This window comes from Streptomyces sp. NPDC014991 (assembly GCF_043080665.1).
Taxonomy (GTDB): Bacteria; Actinomycetota; Actinomycetes; order Streptomycetales; family Streptomycetaceae; genus Streptomyces.
Genome location: NZ_JBIBVY010000021.1, coordinates 91,104 through 110,813, shown reverse-complemented (window position 1 = coordinate 110,813; position 19,710 = coordinate 91,104). Strand labels below are relative to the sequence as shown.

Sequence of the window (19,710 nt, the reverse complement as noted above, 5' to 3'; positions counted from 1 at the left end):
CGGGCGTTCAGGAGGCGTCCCGGACCCGCTCCTCGGTGCCGCCCTCCTGCGAACCCCGCCGGACCGTCTCCCCGGCGCTGCCCGGCTCGGGGTGCACATGGCGTTCCCGCAGGTCGGCGATTGCCAGCACGAGTGCGAGCAGGATGATCCCCACGGCGGTGAGCAGCCCGAGCCGGACTGCCGTGCCGGCGTTGCCGTGGTTGGCGAGATGAGCGAAGTACACCGCGCCGACCACGGCGATGCCGGCCGCCGAGCCGACGCGCTGGCCCGTCTGGAGCACGCCGCCGGCCGCCCCCGCACGGTGGACCGGGACGCGGGTGAGGGTGAGGGTGGTGTTCGGGGAGACGGTCAGACCGGAGCCGATGCCTCCGATGAGCATCGGCAGCGCCGACGCCCATCCCACGCCCCGGCCGGGCACCAACTCGACCGCCGCGACCACGCCGAGCAGCCCCAACGCCACCCCGCTCAGACCGATCACGACCAGGGTGCGGCCGAAGCGCAGCACCAGCCGGCCGCCGACCGCGGCCCCGACCGCCGAGGCCGCCGCGAAGGGCAGCACGCTCAGACCCGCGGCGAGCGCGCTGTAACCCACGTTGTTCTGGAGATACAAGGTGTAGACGAAGAAGACCGTGGTGAAGCCCGCGAAGTACGAGAGGCTGACCAGGGCACCGAGAGTGAAGGAGCGCAGGGAGAACAGCGCCAGGTCCACCAGCGGAGCGTGCCCGCGCAGCCCCTGCCGCCTCTCCCACACCCAGAACGCGCCCAGCAGCACCACGGCCACCGGCATCAGGGCCCACTTCTCCCGCCCGGTCCACTGCTGCTCCTGCACCAGGGGCAGCATGAGCGCGAGGACACCCGCACCGAGGAGCAGTACGCCGAACGGGTCGAACTCCTCGCGTTTTCCCGCCGGTACCGCGAAACGGGGGAGCAGCCGGAGTCCCGCGACGAAGGCGGCCACCCCGATCGGCAGATTGACGAAGAACACCCAGCGCCAGCCGTCGTCGGTGCCGACGGCGTCGATCAGCAGGCCGCCCGCCAGGGGGCCCACCGCCGTCGACACGCCGATGACGCTGCCGAGCAGCCCGAAGGCCTTGGCCCGTTCGGCGCCCTGGAACATCTGCTGGATCAGCCCCGAGGTCTGCGGCGCGACGATGCCCGCCGCCGTGCCCTGGACCAGCCGGAACAGCACCAGCCAGGAGGGTCCGGGCGCGAGCCCGCACGCCGCCGAGGCCACGGTGAACAGGGCGAGCCCGAACAGGAAGGCCTGACGTCGTCCGCGCATGTCACCCAGCCGGCCCGCCGGGACCAGGGCGAGTCCGAAGGTCAGGGCGTACCCGGAGACCACCCAGGACTGGGCGGCCTGGGAGGCTCCCATCCCGTGCTCCATCGAGGGCAGGGCCACGTTCACGATCGAGGTGTCGAGGAGCGAGATGAAACCCGCTGCGAGACAGACCCCGAGCGCCTTCCACCGCCGGTCGTCGGGAGCGGGCCGGGCCTGAACTGTGCTCATGGGGTCACGCTATGCAGCCATGGCCCACCGCGCACGGTGAAGCATGACGCGCCGGCCCCGCACCGCCGCCCGCCCGCGGCGCCGCTCCGGCGCGCCGCGTCCCTCGGCCGCGCATACGCCGAACGTGCCGTGAACTCCTGCTGTCCGCCCCGCACCGGCAGGGTCGCCGTGGCGGACTCGGGGGCGTCCGCCTGGGCACGGACGGACGGCACGGCGATGCGGCCCGTCCCGGCCGTGTGAGCCGCGGCCGCGCCGGGGCCGCGTCCGCCGGCAGCACGCGGTCTGCCGGTTCCGCGCGGAGCCGGCGGGCCGCCTGCGGAAAGACATCGGGGGCGGGCTTGCCGCGCGGGACCTCGTCGGCCGAGACCGCCGTGCGCGTGCCCGCCGGACCGCCGTCGGCTCCCGGGCGCTGACGCCGGTGTGGTCCTCGTGGTCCGCCCGGGTGAAGGCCGGGACGCCGTGCTCGGCCAGGGTCCGCCGGGACGACGAGACGGGTGCCGAGAGACCGCGCATGGCCTCCGGACCGCTGCTGGCGTCCATGATGCCGGCCGTCAGGCGCGGGCCGCCCGGCCGACCGACTCCACCAGCGGCAGCAGCCGGTACGGAACGCGTTCGCGCAGCGCCACCTCCGTGCGGGTGCGCACCACGCCGGGAAGGCTGATCAGCTTCTGGATCACGTCCTCCAGATGGGCGTTGTCCCGGCCCACCACGCGCGCGAGCAGGTCCCCGCCACCCGTGATCGAGAACGCCTCCACGATCTCCGGTACGGCGGCCAGCGCGTCGCCCACATCGTCCAGATGACCCTGGGTGACCTCGATGTGCACGAACGCCAGCACCGGATGCCCCAGGGCGGCGGGGGACAGGGAAGGACCCGTACCGGTGATCACACCGTCGCGCTCCATCCGGTCCAGCCGGGCCTGGAGCGTGCCACGGGCCACGCCGAGGATACGGGCGTACTCGCGCACGCTGGTGCGCGGCTGCTCGAGGAGCAGCCGCAGGATGCGGGTGTCGAGTTCGTCCACGGCCATGACGTACGACTGTACCAATGGCCCAGGTCACGAGAGGGGGCGTGGGCCGCCCCACCTGGTCCGTTGGCTTTCCGGCGGACGCTCCTGCCCCTCCGGTGCAAGGCCAATGGCCCAGTGATCCGGGCATCACTTGAGCCAGTGACCTTCGTGATGCTCTCATGGGGGTGTCGATGGCGCTGCGGATCCCCGCGGCGCCATTTCTGTGCCGGTGTTTGCCAGGGGAGGGCAGCAGTGCTGAAGAGGGTGTTCGTGGCTCCGGACCCGGGGCGGGGGCGGTTGCGCTTCGCCGCGCGGGCGGTCCTCGGCATCGGACTGGCGGTCGTGGTCTGTTTCGGCGCCGGACATTCCCTCGCCGGCGCGGTCACCGGAGGCCTCGCCGCCCTGCTTGCCCTATTCACCGTCGCCGACGCGACCGTACGCGGCCAGGCGGTCACCACCGCTCTGCTGCCCGCCGTGGGCGTGCCGGTGCTCGCCGTGGCGGCCGGACTGCACGACGTCCCCGTCGCCCGTGACCTGGCCTTTCTCGCCGTCGTCGGCGCCGGCGTGTACGCGCGCCGCTGGGGGCCGCGCGGTCACAGCCTGGGCGTGTTCGCCTTCATGACCTTCTTCGTCGCCCAGTTCCTGCACGCCACGCCGGCCCAGCTGCCCGAGCTGTACGCCGCCGTCCTGCTGTCCGTGCTCAGCGCGGCGGCGGTCCGCTTCGGCGTGTGGTGCTACGAGCGCCGGCTGCCCCAGGCCGCCGTGCCCGCCCCGCCCGGCGGGACCGGGCTGACCCGGGTCACCACGCGGCAGGCGATCCAGGCGACCGCGGGTGCCGGGTTCGCGCTCGTCGCCGGCCAGCTGCTGTCGGGACAGCGCTGGTACTGGGCCGTCGGCGCGACCTGGTGGATCTTCGTCAACACCGCCTCGCGCGGCGAGACGCTGGTGCGCGGCTTCCGCCGGGTCCTCGGCACCGTCATCGGCATCGGCATCGGCCTCCTCGTCGCCGTCCCCCTGCACGGCGCACCCCTGCCGACGGCCGCCCTGGTCGCGGCCTCCGTCTTCGGCATCTTCTACACGGCCGCCGTCTCCTACACCTGGATGATGCTCTGGGTGACGCTGCTCGCCGAACTCCTCTACGGCCTGCTCGGCGTCCTCAGCCCCGGACTTCTCGCCCTGCGGCTCGCGGAGACCGGCGTCGGAGCACTCGGTGCCGCACTCGCCGTCCTGTTCGTGCTGCCGGTCACCACGCACGCCACCACCGACGCCTGGATCCAGCGGGCCCTGCGCTGCGTCCACGCCTGCACGGCCGAGGCCGCGGCCCGCCTCGCCGGTTCCGCCACGGCCGACCCCGCGCCGCGCGTCGCCGAACTGGAGCAGCTGCTCGGCCGCGTCCGGCTCTCGGTGGCGCCGCTGGTGCACCCGCTGAACCCGATGCCGGCCCGTAAGGCGCGTGCCCGCCGGGTGCTGGCCCTGCTCGACGACTGCGCGCGCGAGGTCAGGGGGCTGGTTGCGGTCGCCGCCGACCCGGAGGCCTCCCACGACGCGCGCCTCGCCGCCGCCTGCTGGCGCGTCGAGACCGCCGTCGAGGCCCTCACCGCCGGCCGCGGAGAACCGCTCCACCGTCCCGTCGAATCGCCCGCCGAGCCGGTCCTGGCCCATCTGCACGGCCTGGAACGCGCCCTCGCCGCCCTGGCCGAACCGCTGCGGGCACCGTCCGCATCGAGGCCGGCGGGAGCGGAGGTCCTGGCCGGACGGCCGGAGGCGTTCTGACACCGGCTACCGCGTCCTGCCGTGCGCCGCTGAAGGGGGTGCACGGCAGGGTGCTGTGCGGCGGCTCGTGCGGGGGAGCCGGACCCGTGTCGGCGACGGTGGCCCCGTCCTCGCGGGCCGGCTGAGGGCCTCCTCGCCCGCGTACGCCGACGGAGGGCGCCGCATGGCGGGTGTCGGCGCGGCGGCTAGTGCGGGACGCCGTGTCGGCGACGGTGTCGGTGTCCTGCCGGGTGCGTCGAGTGTCACGTCCGCGTGAAGAACCGGCAGGCCGCCCCTTCTTGGTCTAGACCGCCGGCGACGGGCTGCTACCGTCGGCCCCGGACTGGCTCGACCGAGAGGGGACAGCGGTGGCACAGGGCGGCAGGCCGGGCGGACGCCGGGCGTTCATCGGCTCGTTCACGGCGGCGGGCGGCCCCGGACTGGTGACCGCCGAGGTGGCACCGCACGGCGGCGCCCTCACCCTCGTCGCCGCCGCGGACGACGTACCCGACCCGTCCTACCTGGCCCTGTCACCGGACGGCGCCATGCTCTACGCGGTCAGCGAGACGGCCGAGGGCGCCGTCGCCGCCTACCGCGTCACCGGCGACCGGCCGGAACCCGCCGGCGTGCCCGTGCCGGTGGACGGCAGCGGCCCCACCCACCTCGGCCTGTACGCCGGGCACGTGCTCACCGCCAACTACGGATGCGGCAGCGTCACCGCCGTGCCGCTGCGCCCCGACGGCACCCTCGCCGCCAGGGCCTCCGGCCGGCTCCAGCACAGCGGCTCCGGACCGCACGACCGGCGCCAGCGCGGCCCGCACGCCCACCAGGTGCAGTCCGACCCCAGCGGCCGGTGGGCCGTCAGCGTCGATCTCGGGACGGACTCGGTCCGGGTGTGCACCCTCGTGGACGGAATCCCCGCCGTGCACCGCGAGACCGCCCTGCGTCCGGGCTCCGGCCCCCGCCACCTGGCCTTCCACCCGGACGGCGAGCACGCCTACGTCGTCAACGAGCTGACCCCCACCGTGACCGTGTGCCGCTGGGACGCCCGGACCGGCTCCCTGAAGCCGCTCACCGAGGTCCCCCTGCTGCCGGGCGCTCCCGCCGGGGACGCCTACCCCTCCGGAATCGTGGTCTCGCCCGACGGCCGCTTCGTGTGGGCCGCGACCCGCGGAGAGGACGTCCTGTCGGTACTCGCAGTCGGGGCCGACGGCCTCCGGCTGACCGGCACCGTGCCCTGCGGCGGGGCCTGGCCGCGCGCCCTGGCCGAGCACAACGGTTACCTGTACGCCGCCAACGAACGCTCCGGGAACGTGACCTGGTTCACCGTGGACGAGGCGACGGGCCTGCCCCGCTACGACGGCTCGGTGCGGGTCGCCGCGGCCTCCTGCGTCGTCTTCGGCTGAACACGCCGGGCCCCGGCACGGCGCAGGGCCCGCTCCGGTCCGGAGCGGGCCCTGCGCCGCACGAAGGCCGGCGGGTCAGCGGACCGGCGCACCCTGTGCCTGCTGCGGGGCGATGCCCAGCGCCGTCGTGTACTTGGCGAGGGCCAGCTTGCCGATCGCCGGGTACGCGCCGAGCGCCTCCGCCGTGGCACAGCCCGCCTCCTCGGCCGCCTGGGCCGTCAGCGCCGGGTCGATCTCCGGGCCGATCAGATACGGCGCCAGGGCCAACTGCTGCGAGCCCGAGGAACGCAGCTGCTCGGCCACCGAAGAGATGGAACCCTCCTGGTCCAGCGCCGCCGCCATCACCGGCACGGCCAGGCGCGCGGCGAGCAGCATGCCGGTGATGCCGGCCGCCTGCACCGCCTCCTCGCCGCCCACGGAGGCCAGGATGATGCCGTCGGCGGCGGTGGCCACCGTGAACAGCCGGGCGCGGTCGGCGCGGGCCAGACCCGCCTCGGACAGCCGCACGTGCAGCGCCTCGGCGAGCAGCGGGTGCGGGCCGAGGACGTCGGTCAGTTCGGCGGCGACCCGGCTGTCCATCACGGCCTGACGGATGTGACGCAGCAGCGCGCTGTCCGGACCGGCCAGCAGCGGGACGACGACCGCGACCGGGCCGTCGGGCTCCCTGACTCCCTCGACGCCGGCGGCGACGGCCCGCTCGTAACGGGCGGTGCGTTCCTCGGCGGCGCGCGCCAGCACGGAGCGCAGCGTGGCGAACTCCGAGTCGTCCCCGTCCAGGTACCCGATCCGGGCATCCAGGCCGGGCAGCTCGGAGCGGGCGATGCTCACGACCTCCTCGGCGAGGCTGCGCGTGGCGGCGCTGGGCGCGCCAGGCACCGCGAGGACGAGCGCGGGCGCGCCCTCGGGAGCCACCAGCGGTTCCGGGCGGCGGTGGCGTCCGGGCTGGCGGGGTCGCGGCATTCGTACGGGCAGGCCGGACGCGGGTCCAGTGGGGGAGCTCATGGCGCCGAATGTTACTGGCTCATCGGGCTACGCCGTTTGGGGAGGGTGCAGGTGAGCGGTATCCGTCCGGTTTTGTCTGATGAGTTACGTACGGGTGACGCCCGTTCCGGGCGCGCAGCGCGAACCACGGGCCGCAACCGGGAAACAAACCGCTGGTGAGGGCCCCGGGGCCGCCTTCGTCACAGCGATCACCGGTCACGGATCACGGATCACGGAGTACGGATCACGCAGAGCATGGTCGTTCCGGTCGGCAGGGTGAGCCGGCCCGCCGTCAGCGCCCCGGCGATCCGTACCGAGCCGTCCAGCGGGTCCCCCTCGGCCGGTACCTGCCGGGCGTGCGGCAGCCTGCGCGCCAACTCCTCGCGCAGCGGCACGAGGAGCGGGTCGCCCATCGTGAACAGGCCACCGGTCAGCGCCACGTCCGGTGTTCCGCCGGTCGGGCACACGGCGGCCGCCGACTCGGCCATGTGCCGGGCCGCCGCGCGCAGGATGCCCGCGGCGACCGGATCGTGCCCGGCGCACGCGGCCACCCGGGGCGCGAAGGAGGCGAGCACGGCGGGGCGGTCGGTGCGCGGGTAGAGCAGGCCGGGCAGCTCGCGGACCGGACCGAACTGCCGCTCGGCACCGGCCAGCAGCGGAGCGGAACCGCCTTCCCGGCCGTCGTGGGCGCGCAGCGCCGCCTCCAGACCCGCCCGGCCGATCCAGGCTCCGCTGCCGCAGTCGCCCAGCAGGTGCCCCCAGCCGTCGGCCCGCCGCCAGCCCCGCAGATCCGTGCCGACCGCGATCAGCCCGGTGCCCGCGGCCAGCACCGCGCCCGGACGAGGCCCGAGGGCGCCCACGTACGCGGTGACGGCGTCCGCGGCGAGCGCCACGGTCCGCACGCCCAGCTCCCGCGCGAGGGCGCCGGGCAGTTCGGCGCGCAGGGCGTCGCCCAGGGTGGCGAACCCGGCGGCGCCGACGACGGCCGTGTGCAGCTCGTCCACCCCCGCCTCGTCGGCCATGGCACGGGCCAACGGGAGGAGCTGTTCCATGAGGTGGGCGGGATCGATGCCGCGCGCGCCCGTGCGGACCGGTTCCCGGCTCTCCCGCCGGACCGTGGACTCCCGCCCCGGGGCGCCGACGGCGACCCGGAGGCCGGAACCGCCGGAGTCCACTGCGAGGAACCCCGGTGAGGTCACGGCAGGCGCCAGTCCACGGGTGGGGCGCCCTGCTGCATCAGCAGGTCGTCGGCCCGGCCGAACGGGCGCGAGGCGAAGAACCCGCCGTCCGTCGACCGGGGCGAGGGGTGCCGGGACTCCACCGCCGGCAGAGCGCCCAGCAGCGGACGCGCGTCACGGGCGTCGCGGCCCCACAGAATGGACACCAGCGGCTTGCCACGCGCCGCCAGAGCTCGTACCTCGCTGTGCAGCTCGCCGAAGATGTTGATCAGGCTCGGCGGCAGTGGACGCACCTCGGGCGCGACGGAGAAGGACAGGCCCACCGCGCGTGCGGGAGTTCCGGGATCTGGGTCTCGATCTTGAGGGGCTGACCAGGCATGACGACTATGGCGGAGTGGCTTGATCACTGAATGCGACAGGCTCCCCTCCTTCCCGGTGACCGGCCGCGTGATCTGCTCGACCGGTTCGAAGATCTCGACGAGGAGGAGAGTAGCGCCCGGAGCTGCGGCTGCGCGTGAAGGCTTCTGCGTTCGTGCCGGGGCGCGACGTGTACCAGTAGAGTGGCGCGCCGTGGCACCACGACCCTTGCATGAACTTGTCGAAGCAGGCTGGGCGAAGGCTCTTGAGCCTGTGGCCGAACGTATCGCGGCGATGGGGGACTTCCTTCGGGCCGAGATAGCGGCGGGCCGGACCTATCTGCCGTCCGGGGCGAATGTCCTGAGGGCCTTCCAGCAGCCCTTTGACGACGTCCGTGTCCTGATCGTGGGGCAGGATCCCTACCCCACGCCAGGTATGGCGATCGGGTTGAGTTTCTCGGTGTCGCCGGAGGTGCGTTCGTTGCCGGGGAGCCTGGAGAACATCTTCCGGGAGATGCACTCCGACCTGGGGTTGCCCAGGCCGTCGAACGGTGATCTGACGCCGTGGGCGCAGCAGGGGGTGCTGTTGCTCAACAGGGCGCTGACGACGGCCCCGCGCAAGCCCGCGGCGCACCGGGGCAAGGGGTGGGAGGAGGTCACGGAGCAGGCGATCCGGGCGCTGGCGGCGCGTGGCAAGCCGCTGGTGTCGATCCTGTGGGGCCGGGACGCCCGCAATCTGCGTCCGCTGTTGGGGGATCTGCCGTCGGTGGAGTCCGCGCACCCGTCTCCGATGTCGGCGGACCGTGGGTTCTTCGGTTCGCGGCCGTTCAGCCGGGCCAACGACCTGCTGATCAAGCAGGGTGCCCAGCCGGTGGACTGGCGACTGCCGTAAGCCGTGCGTGTGACAGCTCAGTTGCCTCGGGGCGAGCCGGGTTCCACTCGTCCGGGTGTCGGGCTGCTCTCGAAGGGACTTGCGTTCAGCGATGCAGGAGCTCGTTGACCATGCGCACGAGCCCGCTGTGGCGGATTTCCCGGTGTCGGCCTCGCTGGGTGCGGGGCAGGGCCGTGGAACTGCCGGGCGGCCGGCTACGGTGCCAGGAACTCAAGCGCCCGCGGGACGAATCTGTCGTGGGGCTGGAAGATCCCGCCGTGTCCGGCGTCGGGGTGGAGGGGTTCCAGTTCACCTTGGGGCAGCCGGGCCGCCAGGTTGACCGAGTTGACGCTCGGGACCATGCGATCGTTCTCACCGGTGGCCACCAGGACCGGTTGGTGGACGCGCGACGGGTCAGCCGGTGCCTGGCGGCCCCAGTCCGGGTCCTCAGGTGGTGCGGCCGGGGGATCGGGGTGTGCACGGTCTTCTTGTTGTCGGTGGTGACTGGCGCCGGGGACTCGTTCCCGCCCTTACGTCACCGCGACGACGACTTTGCCGGCCTTGGCCCGTCCCTTTTCCACGTACTCCATGGCCTGGAGGGTTTGTTCGAACGGGAAGACGCGGTCGACGACGGGGCGGATCTTCCCGGTGTCGATGAGGGGGGTGAGTTCGCGCAGTTGGTCACCGCTGGCCTTCATGAACAGGAACGAGTACGTCACACCGTGGCGCTTGGCGTTGCGCCGGACTGTGAAGCTGAGGGCGGTCATGGCCAGGCGGAGGATCGGGTTCGCGCCCAGTTCGCGGGCGAAGGCCGGGTCGGGCGGGCCCGCGACGCTGATGGCTGTGCCGCCGGGCTTGAGGACGCGCAGGGACTTGGCGAGGTTCTCGCCGCCGAGGCTGTCGAGGACGACGTCGTAGCCGTCGAGGACCTCTTCGAAGTCCTGGGTGCGGTAGTCGACGACGACGTCCGCGCCGAGGTCCTTGGCCAAGTCGACCTTGGCGGTGCTCACGGTGGTGGCCACGTGCGCGCCCAGCGCCTTGGCCAGTTGGACGGCGATGGAGCCGAGGCCGCCGGCGCCCGCGTGGACGAGGACCTTCTGGCCCGGCTGCACGCGTGCCCGCTCGACCAGTGCCTGCCATGCGGTCAGGGCGACCAGGGGGAGGGAGGCGGCCTCGGTCATGGTGAGGGTGGCGGGTTTGGGTGCCAGGTCGTCCTGGTGGACGGCGATGAGTTCGGCGAAGGTACCGATGCGGTCCTTGTCGGGCCGGGCGTAGACCTCGTCGCCCACCGCGAAGCGGGTGACGGACGGGCCGACGCGGACCACCGTCCCGGCGAGGTCGTTGCCCAGAACGAGCGGGAGACGGTAGGGCATGAACGCCTTGAAGTCTCCGCTGCGGATCCTGAGGTCCAGCGGGTTGACGCCCGCCGCGTGGATCTTGACCAGGACGTCGTCGGCACCTACCTGCGGGTCGGGGAGCTCGGCGGCGCGCATCCCGGCTTGGTCGCCGTACTTCTCGACCATGAAGGCCCTCATCGTCGTCTCCGTTCTGTGTTCCGTCCCTGAGAGGGCGGGGTCTCCGCTCGTCCGGCCGTCGACCAGTACGAGATGGTTTGGGTTGTTTCTCTGGCCGCGGCTCGGGCGTGTTGGGTCCTCAGCCGCGCTCACCCGTCAGGCGACCGGCACGACCGGGGCGGTGACGCGGTCGGCGGCGCCTCCCTGGAGGCGGTCCCGTGAGGCGGCGGTTCCCTCGTGGGGTGCGCCGAGCGGCACCGCGCTGACCTCGGCCAGGCGGGTGTACTGGTCGTCGGTGAGCGTCAGTCCGCCTTCGGCTGGGGTGTCGCGGACAGGCTCTGCTTGACGTAGCGGCTGGCCTCGTCGGCGAGGATCTCGGGCACGCCCGCCTCGATGCCCTGCAGGGCCTGGGCCGCGACGTCGGCGGCGGCGACCTTCTGATCGGCGGGTACGCCGGCGGCCATGTCGGTGTCCATGTAGCCGACGTGCAGCGCCGAGACGGTGATGCCGCGGGGCGCCAACTCCTCACGGGTCGCGTCACTCAGCGCCCACGCGGCGGCCTTGGATGCGGCGTAGGAGCCGAGGCCGGCCGGGTGGAACCAGGACAGGGCGGACAGGACGTTGAGTACGGCGCCGCCGCCGTTGCCCTCGATGACGGGGACGAAGGACCGGGTCGCGGCGAGCGGGCCGAAGAAGTTGGTCTCCATCTCCCGGCGCACCTCGGCCACGTCGCCGCCGATCAGCGACGCGCCGGTGGAGACGCCCGCGTTGTTGATCAGCAGTGTCGCGTCGGAGGCCACGCGCGCGGCCTCCCGTATCGACGCCTCGTCCGTGACGTCCAGCCGCAGCGGGATGACGCCCGGCACGTCGACCGTCTCGGGGCGTCGGGCCGCGCCGTACACCTTCGCGCCGCGCTCGACGAGCTGGGCGGCCAGGTGCCGCCCGAGCCCCCGGTTGGCGCCGGTGACGACCGCGACCGCGTTCTTCAGTTCCATGCTCGCTCCATGTACCGGCGGGTGCCGTCGGCGACCCGCATGAATTAGATTACAGACGTAATCTAAACACGGGACTATGATAGATGCCAGTCGACATCCAAATGGGAGGTGGTCATGGGCCGCGTATCGCAGGCGCAGGCGGAGGAAAATCGCAGGCGGGTGGTGGACACCGCCTCCCGGCTGTTCCGGGAGCAGGGCATGCAGGTCAGCGTCGCCGACCTGATGAAGGCGGCCGGTCTGACTCACGGCGCCTTCTACAAGCAGTTCGCCTCCAAGGAGGCGCTCGTCGACGAGGCCACTGCCCACGCTTTCGCCGAGCTCGCCCAGCGCTACAGCGCCGGGCTCGAGCGGTACGACGGGCAGCGCGCCGCCGCCCAGCAGGCGCTGATCGACACCTACCTCTCCGTCGAGCACCGCGATGACCCGGCGGACGGCTGCCCGGTCGCCGCGCTCGCTACCGACATCGCGCGCGAGGGCGGGGCGCGCGAGGCCGGTCGCGTCTACGCCGAGGGGGTGGCCGATTTCGCCGATTTCCTGGCCGGTGACGACCAGGACGGCATCGTCCGGCTCTGCACGCTGTTCGGTGCGCTGGTCCTGTCCCGGGCCACCAAGGGCTCCCCGCTCTCCGGGGAGATCCTCGCCGCAGCGCACGCAGCCTTGACCGAAGCGGGCTGATCAAGGGCGGTAGGCAGACCGTCCGCCTCGGCGGTCGGCTCGGGAGGACATCGATCGCGGAGGGCAGCCGAAGTGGCCGGGGGGCGGGGTGAATGACGGCGTCAGAGGGGCACGGCCGTGACGCTCACATGACGCTCCGGCCCGGGGCAGGCCGTTCCGGTGCCTGGAATCCGGACATGGTTCCGATGACGTCGCATGTGGAGTGCGTGGCCATTTGGAGCCCGCCGTAAGGGGGCTTTGACCTGCACTTTCTTCTGATTTCGCAGGTGCATCCAGGTATGCTCGACCTGTTTCCCGAAGTGCATGACGTGGAGGGCGCAGCATGCCGCAGGAGCGCCCCTGACCTGGGATTTCTGTCAGTGAAGGGGAAGACGGGCGCGTGTCGCTCCCGGATCTGCGCATGGTCCTCGCAAGGCAGCCCTGACGCTCTATGACGCTCGGTCTGATAGTGCGTCTGCTCGGCCATCGGGCCAGCAGGGAGTGGCGTACGCCCGAGTCGGGTGAGTGCCGAATCAGGGGGTTGGCGGTGAGGACGCGGGGGTCGAGTTCCAGGCCGTGGCCGTGAACATCCCGCAGGACCAGGTGGGAGGAAACGCCGTCGTACTGCCGTACCGAGGCCAGCGCGTCCGTACGCACGACGTGCCGACGCCAGGGTGTGCGGACCGCGAGCCATCCGGGGCCCGCGCTCACCCGCTGGGGGAACAGACGGTGCCCACCGCGGCCGACAGGGCGATCCAGAGCAGGGCGCGCAGGGTGGTCAGGTAGCCCGCGTCCCAGTCGATCAGCAGGATCAGGGCGCAGAACAGCAGGGCGCAACACGCCGCCAGCCGGGCGCTGCCACGCCAGTGGCGGTCGCCGACCGAGCCTGACGGTCCGCCCCGTCGCATGACGCCGACGCCAGGCGGCCGTCCCGGGTATGGCGACCGCTGCTGACGAGGTCCTAACGCGTACGCGCGCATCCTGACGGAATCCTGACGCCGACACCGGAGCCGGTCCTCAGCTGGTGTGGACGCGAGGGCGCCCGGCCCGGTCCGGTTCCGCCTCGTGCAGCACCGGGGCGACCTCGGCTTGGCCGAAGAGGAGGAAGCGCCCGACTGCGGAGACGAGGTGCCCCGACCCGTTCGCGTGGACGCCGGTGCGGCGTTTCGCCGATCTCACGTGTGAGGTGCGGGACGGTTCAGGAGCCGGGTGGAAGGGGCGCCTGTCGGGGTCGCGTCCGGTCGCCCAAGGTAACCCCCGACGCGTGGGTGGCGTCGGTGGGAACCGCTCTGCGAGGCTGGTCGTACTGCTGATGCGGTTTCCCGGCGTCGAGGGGTTGGGCTGTGACGGGGACGGGCTCTGGAGAAGCAAGGCGGATCGCGGGTCGGTATCGGTTGACGGGGATGCTTGGCCGCGGCGGTATGGGGGTCGTGTGGCGGGCATCCGACGAGTTGATCGGGCGTACGGTCGCCGTGAAGGAGTTACGGGCCCCGCACGGTCTGTCCGGTCGGGAGCGGGAGGTCTTCAGCGAGAGGGCGCTGCGGGAGGCCCGCACCGCTGGAAGTCTCAACCACCCTGCCGTCGTGGCCATTCACGACCTCATCCCCCTCACGCCGGACGACGAAGCGGTCTACATCGTCATGGAGTTGGTCGATGCTCCCTCTCTGGCGCAGGTCCTCGAACGGGAACGTGCCCTGCCCGAGTGGCGCGTGGCGCGCTTGGGCCTCGGGGCGCTCGACGCGTTGAACGAGGCGCACGCCATCGGCCTGGTGCACCGTGACGTCAAGCCCAGCAACATCCTGGTCCTGCCCGGCGACAACGTGAAGCTGGTGGACTTCGGCATCGCGCATGCCGTCGACGACACCCGTCTCACCGGCTATGGGGTGGCCGGTTCCACCGGATACATGGCTCCCGAGCTGTTCCAAGGCGAGTCGCCTTCACCGGCCGCCGACCTGTGGTCGCTCGGCGCGACGCTGTTCCATGCCGTGGCGGGTACCGGCCCGTTCGATCGTGCCTCCACGGCGGCCACCCTCCACGCGATCCTCTACGACGACCCGCCGTCCCTCCGCGCGTACCCGTTGCTGGGATCGCTGATCGGTGGTCTGCTCACGCGCAGCAGGGAACACCGTTTGACCAGTGAGCAGGCTATGGCCGCTTTGACGACGGCCGTCGGCGCGGCGCCGTCCCGGCAGGGTGAGCCGGATGCGGTCACCGGCTCCGTGCCCCATCAAGCCGACGGAACCAGTGGTGCTTCCGGGGCGACGTGGCAGGTTCGTACCACCGGCGTCAGGCCGGCACCGTCACCGGAGCATGGCACGGACGGCCCGGCGAGCCCGCTTCCCGTCCGTCCCGGGGCCTCGACCTGGGAGTCGCACCCGACCACCGTCGGATCACAGCGGCGCAGTGAGGCCCAGACCCAGCGCGGCATCGTCGCCGGCACGCGGACGGCCCGCAAGGAGGCCGCGAGGCGCCGGCGCGAGGAGCGGAGGCAGGCGCTGACGAGCGGCGACGAGCGGTATCTCCGGGTCCGGGACAAGGGACCGGTCCGCCGGTTCGCCCGGGACTGGGTGGACTCGCGGTTCAACCTGGCGGAGCTCTTCCTGCCGCTCGCCCTGGTGATCCTCGTGCTGAGCATGGTGCCGATGCCCCCGGTGCAGGGCTTCCTGCTGCAAGGGTGGCTGATCCTGATCGCGCTGATGGCGCTGGACTCGGCCATCAGCGGTATCCGCCTCCGGTTGCGGCTCAGGGAGCGTTTCCCGGGCGAGAACACGCGTGGTGCGGTCGCCTACGCGCTGACTCGTTCCTTGCAGGTGCGTCCGCTCCGGCTGCCGAGGCCGCAGATCGCACGCGGGGAGCGGCTATGAGCGCGCAGACGCTTTCGCGCGGTCGGGCGGCCTGAGGCTGCTCGTCGAAACCGCTCAGAGCAGGCGTCAGGGGGTCGTGGCCAGGTGGAGTAGGAGCGGGGCCCGGCCCGAGGAGAGATATCCCCGGCCGGGTGGCGTGGTGAAGTACTGGTCCGGTTCCAGCGTGATGCTGTGCGCCACGGCGGCGGGGCGGCCGGCCGGGGTGAGCAGGAGCCGGTGGCCCGTCGCCAGGACGGTGTTGATCAGGCGGGTGAGCGGGCTGGGGAAGCCGGTCAGGACGGGAGTCGCGTCGGCGCTGAGGACGAGGGCGTGGCGGCCGCGTGCGGAGAGGCGGGCGATGTCGTCGAGCAGGGTGGGCGCGTCGGCGAATCCTTCCTGGGTGGGCACGATCACGATGTGGTCCGCGTCGTCGAGTACCAGGGCATAGGGCCTGTCACCGAAGACCTCGGCGGCCTCGCGGAGGTCGGAGTCCTTGTGCGAGATGCCGGTGAGAATGCGTATGCCGGGGTCGTCGGGGAGCAGGCCGGGCAGGGGCGAGCGGGGCGGGGCGACAGCGAGCACGCCGATGCCGGCTCGGCGCAGCGAGTGGGCGAGTGCGGCGGTCGCGGTGGTGCGGCCGGAGCCGGGCGGCCCGGACAGGAGCAGCAGGTGGGCGCTCTCGAAGAGATCGAGGCCCACTGTGCCGTGGTCGGGTCCGCCGACACCCAGGGGGATCCAGGTGGGGGAGGGCGGCGGCTCGGGCAGCGGCAGCTCGTCGAGCGTGATCCGGGTGGGCAACGCCGGGAACCGCCTGGGCAGACGGGCGGGGTCGGCATCGGTGAACCGGGACGACAGGTCGGCGGGGAGTGCGTCCGGTCGGCAGATCTGCACGTGACGCCCGGTTGAGGCGTCGATCGCGCGACCGGGTAGTGCGGGGGGACTGGTCATGCGGGAGGTCAGGTGGGCTCGGCGGGTCTCCTCCTTGGGGAAGGGGAGCAGCAGGCGCCGGGTGTAGTAGGTGGGAAGCTTGTGGTTGAGCATGTCGTGACCACCGAGCGGCACGATGTGCACGCCGAGCGGAGCACCGGCCGCGACGATGCCGCGCAGCGTGGTCAGCAGTGAGGTCTCCGTGAAGGCGGGGTCGCCATGGTCCTCGAAGTGCTCCCAGCCGTCGACGATCACCACGATGCGGGGCCGGTCCGCCTGCTGGGCGGGGCCGCCTGTGGAGCGGCGTTGGACTTCTTCGTCCAGCCAGGTGACCAAGCGCCGGATGCGGTCCGGTTCTGCGGGTGAGAAGACGCCGCCGCAGTGCGGCAGTTCGGCGTAGTCCGTCAGACCGGCAGGGTGGTGCTCGATGACGTAGAGGTGGGCCTGATCGGGCCGGAAGCGGGTGACGAGGCCGGCGATGAGCGTCCGCGCGAACGTGGTGCGGCCCGACTGGGGACCGCCCGCGACCATGAGCCGGTCCGTACCGGCCAGATCGAGGTACTGGGCGGGCTGGGCCTGCTCCGCGGGCTCGTCCGCCAGACCGAAGGGCACGGCTGTTTCCGGCGCCGCGGCGGTCTGGCGGTCGGCCAGTTCCTGCATCGGCAACGCCGGGGGCAAGGGCGGCAGCAGGGGCCGGAAGGGGGCGACGAGCCCCCGGCGCCGGGCCGCTTGCTCAATGGTGGCGACCGCCAGCTCCTGGTCGGTGGGCGCCTCCACGCGGGTCAGGTGCTCGGCCGGGCGCGGGGCTCCGACGTGGTGCCACCGCAGGACGCGCACGGTGACGGGCTGCGCCGCTCCGGAGGGCGGCGGGGAGCCCAGGTACCCGGACTGGAAGACCTGCGGGACGCGCGCCTCGTCGGTGGTGCACAGGATCAGGCCGCGACCGCGCAGCGCGCCGGGGATGGCGGCGGCGTCGGGCACACCGAGCACCTCGGTACTGTCGGCGGCTTCGTTCTGCCGCAGACTGACTCGCAGGGAGATGTTGTTCTTCAGCTCCGGCGACAGCTTGCCCTGCAGGGACTGGGTGGCCAGGACCAGGTGCATGCCGAGCGAACGGCCCTTGGCAGCGACGTTGACCAGTTCCTTGAGGAAGTCCGGCGAGGTCTCCAGGACGCGGGCGAACTCGTCGAACACCATCACCAGGCGGGGCAGTGGCGGCAGAGTGGCGTCGGTGCGGCGCTTCTTCCAGTAGCGGTCGATCTCTCCGTCGTACCGGGCGAGCAGGGACTCACGACGGCTGACCTCGGCGCGTACGGAGGCCAGCACTCGGGTCGCGGCAGCGGCGTCGAAGACGTCGGCGGGGGTCTCCCCGGTGGAACGGATCAGGGCGACCACATGGGGGCAGTGCTGGAAGGGCAGGAAGGCGCTGCCTCCCTTGAAGTCCACGAGCACCAGGTTGAGTTCGTCGGGCCGGTTGGCCAGCAGCAACGAGGTCACCAGGGTCTGGAGCAGAATGCTCTTCCCCGCTCCGGTGGCGCCGCCGAGCATGGTGTGCGGTCCCTGCCCGGCCAGATCCACGGTCATCGGGCCCGCGGCGTCCTCGCCGAGCATCACCCGGGTGCGCGGTCCCTGCCCGTGCCCCCACAGGGCGAGGACGTCGTCCGCCGTCGGGGTGCCGAGACCGAGCAGATCGAGGAAGCGTACGTAGTCCGGTACGGCGTTGCTCGACGAGCCCAGGGTGAGCCGGTCCCGCATGGGGGCGAGTGCCCGGGCGAGCGGCTCCATGACGGCTTCGTCGAGGGTGTGAGGCGTCACGGTGAGGGCGTGTTCTTCGGGCGTGCGGGTGAGCCGGAGCGTGTTCCCGGTCATCTCGCACAGCCCGCGGCACTCGTTCATGCCGCGCCGATCGGCGCACACGAGGTAGACACCGACCGATGGCCCGTCCCGCAGCACCTCGTCCATGCCGGGCAGTTCGCGCAGGGCCAGGGCTCCGTCCAGGACGACCACGACCTCGTCACCGAACCGGGTGCGCGAGTCCCGGGTGCGCTGCTCGCGGCGCGTGCCGACGAGTTGCCGTAACTCCTTCACGCGCGCGCCGCGCGTGGTACCGGTGTTGCCGATGGCGCACGGAACGCCCGCCGCCGGCCCGGCGTCCACGTGCGGCAGCCACCGGGTCCAGGCCAGTCCCTCGTGCCCGTCGGCCGCGATCACCACGATGCGCAGATCGTCCGGCCCCCGCAGGGCGGCCAGTTGCATCACCAGCCAGCCCGTCAGTGCCTGCGCCTGCCGACGAGGACCGGCCACCCCCAGCACACCGGTTGCCCGCAGGTCCAGTGTGACCGGCGCCCTGGGCAGCAACGGAGGCTGGAAACCTTCCCAGGGCTCGCCGCGCAGATCCACGGACGCCGCTTGATCGGCGGTCCCGACACACAGTGCCAGGCCGTGCGGCGAATCCGTTCTGCGGGACCACAGGTCTGGGCGGGCGCCCGTGGCCATGTCGGCGATCTGGCCGGGATCAGGGGCCAACAGCCGACGCACGCGCAGTTCTTCGGCGACGTGGGCGTCGATCTTCGCCTGGGCGGCCTTTATTGCCGCCGCGTGGGCAGCCGCACGCTGTTGAAGCTGCTTGTCCTGGTCTTTGTTCATCAACGCGAAGCCCACGACGCCCAGCAGGCCGAGGAACAGCAGCATCGGCCGGTTCATGACCACGGCCAGGACGAGGGCTCCGAATATGGGGAGGGCCGTCGCCCATGCTGTGAGACTCGATGTGTCCGTCGCGGCCTGCTCCACCGGCAAGGTCACTTCCGTACGAGGGACCGCCGGAGCCGGACTGAACGCACGGTCGAAATCCAGGTGTCCGTCCGCACTGCGAGTGGCCCGCTGGCTTCCCGTCGACGCGGGTGTCCACTGCAACTCGTCGGCGCCCAGCTGGAGCGTTCTGCCCGCAGTGAGCGCGGTGCGGCCGGTGACCCGGCGGCCGTTGATGTACGTCCCGTTGGTGGAGCCCCGGTCCACGGCGAAGACCCGGCCGTCCGGGAAGACCTCCAGCCGGGCGTGCTCACGCCGGGAGACGTCCGGATCCCGCAGACAGACCGCTGCCGCCGAGTTCCTGGCCACGGCATGGCTCCCAGGACCCAACGCCACCATCAACCCGGCATCCGGACCGGCCGTCACCCGTAGCACGCCGACCCCGTCCCCCGAGGGGTAGCGGTGAGCGGGCCCTGGCGCCCCCACGCTGATCACCGCTCCCGGCATCAAAGGGCTGTCGGCCAGACCGACCTCGGGATCCAGCAGGACCGTTCCGACGAAACACTGCCTGCCGCCCACGGCCACCGGTAACGCCGCGAGCAGTGCGGCCGTACTGCTGTCGGGACCGGCGACCACCTCGACGTCCTCGCGCGTGGCCGAGTCGGCGTCCTCAACGGTCAACCGGAGAATCATGCTCCGCCCTCTCTGTGTCGTCGCCCATCCGCGTCTGCCGGCCGGACTCGCAGCCGGGCAGCGGTGGGGTCTCCGCAGCCTGGATCCTCGGTGGCGCCCCGGAATCCTGTCGACGGTATGGCGGGAGCGTCGGGATGACGACGTCGGTGCAGCGGGACGGTGCGGGACGGCATGCCTGGATGGTCGAGTCGGCCGGGGGTGCGGGCTTCGCGCAGTGCCCGTGACGGGGCCGTCCACCAAAAGAACCTACCCACGGTGTCTCGATTCTGAGGCTG

14 protein-coding genes and 2 pseudogenes are annotated in these 19,710 nt (G+C 72.4%); 5 read left to right on the top strand and 11 right to left on the bottom strand.

The window, feature by feature from the left end; translation table 11 throughout:
- Positions 1 to 7 precede the first annotated feature (7 nt).
- The 3 genes and pseudogenes from ACF1BE_RS28115 to ACF1BE_RS28105 all read right to left on the bottom strand — a co-directional run bounded on the left by ACF1BE_RS28115 (position 8) and on the right by ACF1BE_RS28105 (position 2,538).
- On the bottom strand, positions 8 to 1,510 hold the full coding sequence (locus tag ACF1BE_RS28115) for an MFS transporter (RefSeq protein WP_392201807.1): 1,503 nt from the start codon (positions 1,508 to 1,510) through the stop codon (positions 8 to 10).
- 113 nt (positions 1,511 to 1,623) lie between these two features.
- Positions 1,624 to 1,904, bottom strand: a pseudogene (locus ACF1BE_RS28110) (HAD family phosphatase); the annotation flags it as partial.
- A gap of 157 nt (positions 1,905 to 2,061) precedes the next feature.
- A complete protein-coding gene (locus ACF1BE_RS28105; RefSeq protein WP_189300821.1) occupies positions 2,062 to 2,538 on the bottom strand; it encodes an Lrp/AsnC family transcriptional regulator in 477 nt (158 codons plus the stop codon).
- A 231-nt stretch (positions 2,539 to 2,769) separates the two neighbouring features.
- Here ACF1BE_RS28105 and ACF1BE_RS28100 point away from each other — a divergent pair, with 231 nt between their 5' ends.
- Entirely contained in the window at positions 2,770 to 4,290 is a 1,521-nt protein-coding gene (locus tag ACF1BE_RS28100) for an FUSC family protein (protein ID WP_392201806.1), read from the top strand.
- A 347-nt stretch (positions 4,291 to 4,637) separates the two neighbouring features.
- Positions 4,638 to 5,675, top strand: coding sequence for a lactonase family protein (locus ACF1BE_RS28095; protein ID WP_392201805.1), 1,038 nt, complete (start codon positions 4,638 to 4,640; stop codon positions 5,673 to 5,675).
- Between the two features lie 75 nt (positions 5,676 to 5,750).
- Here the strand turns inward: ACF1BE_RS28095 and ACF1BE_RS28090 are convergent, their stop codons facing one another.
- From ACF1BE_RS28090 to ACF1BE_RS28080, 3 genes and pseudogenes are all read right to left on the bottom strand, one after another.
- Positions 5,751 to 6,677, bottom strand: a complete 927-nt coding sequence (locus ACF1BE_RS28090; RefSeq protein ID WP_392201804.1) for a sirohydrochlorin chelatase — start codon at positions 6,675 to 6,677, stop codon at positions 5,751 to 5,753.
- Positions 6,678 to 6,886: 209 nt separating this feature from the next.
- Positions 6,887 to 7,855, bottom strand: coding sequence for an N-acetylglucosamine kinase (locus ACF1BE_RS28085; protein WP_392201803.1), 969 nt, complete (start codon positions 7,853 to 7,855; stop codon positions 6,887 to 6,889).
- Positions 7,852 to 8,190 (bottom strand): annotated as a pseudogene (locus ACF1BE_RS28080) (uracil-DNA glycosylase); the annotation flags it as partial. The gene ACF1BE_RS28085 and the pseudogene ACF1BE_RS28080, both read right to left, overlap by 4 nt.
- 214 nt (positions 8,191 to 8,404) lie before the next feature.
- Here ACF1BE_RS28080 and ACF1BE_RS28075 point away from each other — a divergent pair.
- Complete coding sequence (locus ACF1BE_RS28075; protein ID WP_392201802.1) at positions 8,405 to 9,082, top strand: uracil-DNA glycosylase; 678 nt, start codon at positions 8,405 to 8,407, stop codon at positions 9,080 to 9,082.
- A 194-nt stretch (positions 9,083 to 9,276) separates the two neighbouring features.
- On the opposite strand, the gene ACF1BE_RS28070 is transcribed toward ACF1BE_RS28075, so the two are convergent.
- The 3 genes from ACF1BE_RS28070 to ACF1BE_RS28060 all read right to left on the bottom strand — a co-directional run bounded on the left by ACF1BE_RS28070 (position 9,277) and on the right by ACF1BE_RS28060 (position 11,570).
- Positions 9,277 to 9,423 carry a hypothetical protein gene (locus ACF1BE_RS28070; protein WP_392201801.1) on the bottom strand — a complete coding sequence of 49 codons (147 nt, stop codon included), beginning with the start codon at positions 9,421 to 9,423 and terminating at the stop codon, positions 9,277 to 9,279.
- A gap of 168 nt (positions 9,424 to 9,591) precedes the next feature.
- Positions 9,592 to 10,596 carry an NADP-dependent oxidoreductase gene (locus tag ACF1BE_RS28065; protein WP_392201800.1) on the bottom strand — a complete coding sequence of 335 codons (1,005 nt, stop codon included), beginning with the start codon at positions 10,594 to 10,596 and terminating at the stop codon, positions 9,592 to 9,594.
- 281 nt (positions 10,597 to 10,877) lie between these two features.
- Positions 10,878 to 11,570 carry an SDR family oxidoreductase gene (locus ACF1BE_RS28060; protein WP_392201799.1) on the bottom strand — a complete coding sequence of 231 codons (693 nt, stop codon included), beginning with the start codon at positions 11,568 to 11,570 and terminating at the stop codon, positions 10,878 to 10,880.
- A gap of 114 nt (positions 11,571 to 11,684) precedes the next feature.
- Here ACF1BE_RS28060 and ACF1BE_RS28055 point away from each other — a divergent pair, with 114 nt between their 5' ends.
- Complete coding sequence (locus ACF1BE_RS28055) at positions 11,685 to 12,245, top strand: TetR/AcrR family transcriptional regulator (protein ID WP_392201798.1); 561 nt, start codon at positions 11,685 to 11,687, stop codon at positions 12,243 to 12,245.
- A gap of 686 nt (positions 12,246 to 12,931) precedes the next feature.
- Here ACF1BE_RS28055 and ACF1BE_RS28050 read toward each other — a convergent pair.
- A complete protein-coding gene (locus ACF1BE_RS28050; RefSeq protein WP_392201797.1) occupies positions 12,932 to 13,132 on the bottom strand; it encodes a hypothetical protein in 201 nt (66 codons plus the stop codon).
- A 435-nt stretch (positions 13,133 to 13,567) separates the two neighbouring features.
- On the opposite strand from ACF1BE_RS28050, the gene ACF1BE_RS28045 reads away from it, so the two are divergent.
- Positions 13,568 to 15,088, top strand: a complete 1,521-nt coding sequence (locus tag ACF1BE_RS28045) for a DUF3043 domain-containing protein (RefSeq protein WP_392201796.1) — start codon at positions 13,568 to 13,570, stop codon at positions 15,086 to 15,088.
- 66 nt (positions 15,089 to 15,154) lie between these two features.
- Here the strand turns inward: ACF1BE_RS28045 and ACF1BE_RS28040 are convergent, their stop codons facing one another.
- Positions 15,155 to 19,423: an FtsK/SpoIIIE domain-containing protein gene (locus ACF1BE_RS28040; RefSeq protein ID WP_392201795.1), complete on the bottom strand. Its 4,269-nt coding sequence runs from the start codon at positions 19,421 to 19,423 to the stop codon at positions 15,155 to 15,157.
- Between the last annotated feature and the right edge of the window lie 287 nt (positions 19,424 to 19,710).

Bases quoted from the DNA above. Each gene is read 5' to 3' on its own strand.
- ACF1BE_RS28115 (WP_392201807.1), bottom strand. From the start codon at position 1,510: ATGAGCACAGTTCAGGCCCGGCCCGCTCCCGACGACCGGCGGTGGAAG.
- ACF1BE_RS28105 (WP_189300821.1), bottom strand. From the start codon at position 2,538: ATGGCCGTGGACGAACTCGACACCCGCATCCTGCGGCTGCTCCTCGAG.
- ACF1BE_RS28090 (WP_392201804.1), bottom strand. From the start codon at position 6,677: ATGAGCTCCCCCACTGGACCCGCGTCCGGCCTGCCCGTACGAATGCCG.
- ACF1BE_RS28070 (WP_392201801.1), bottom strand. From the start codon at position 9,423: ATGGTCCCGAGCGTCAACTCGGTCAACCTGGCGGCCCGGCTGCCCCAA.
- ACF1BE_RS28065 (WP_392201800.1), bottom strand. From the start codon at position 10,596: ATGAGGGCCTTCATGGTCGAGAAGTACGGCGACCAAGCCGGGATGCGC.
- ACF1BE_RS28060 (WP_392201799.1), bottom strand. From the start codon at position 11,570: ATGGAACTGAAGAACGCGGTCGCGGTCGTCACCGGCGCCAACCGGGGG.
- ACF1BE_RS28055 (WP_392201798.1), top strand. From the start codon at position 11,685: ATGGGCCGCGTATCGCAGGCGCAGGCGGAGGAAAATCGCAGGCGGGTG.
- ACF1BE_RS28050 (WP_392201797.1), bottom strand. From the start codon at position 13,132: ATGCGACGGGGCGGACCGTCAGGCTCGGTCGGCGACCGCCACTGGCGT.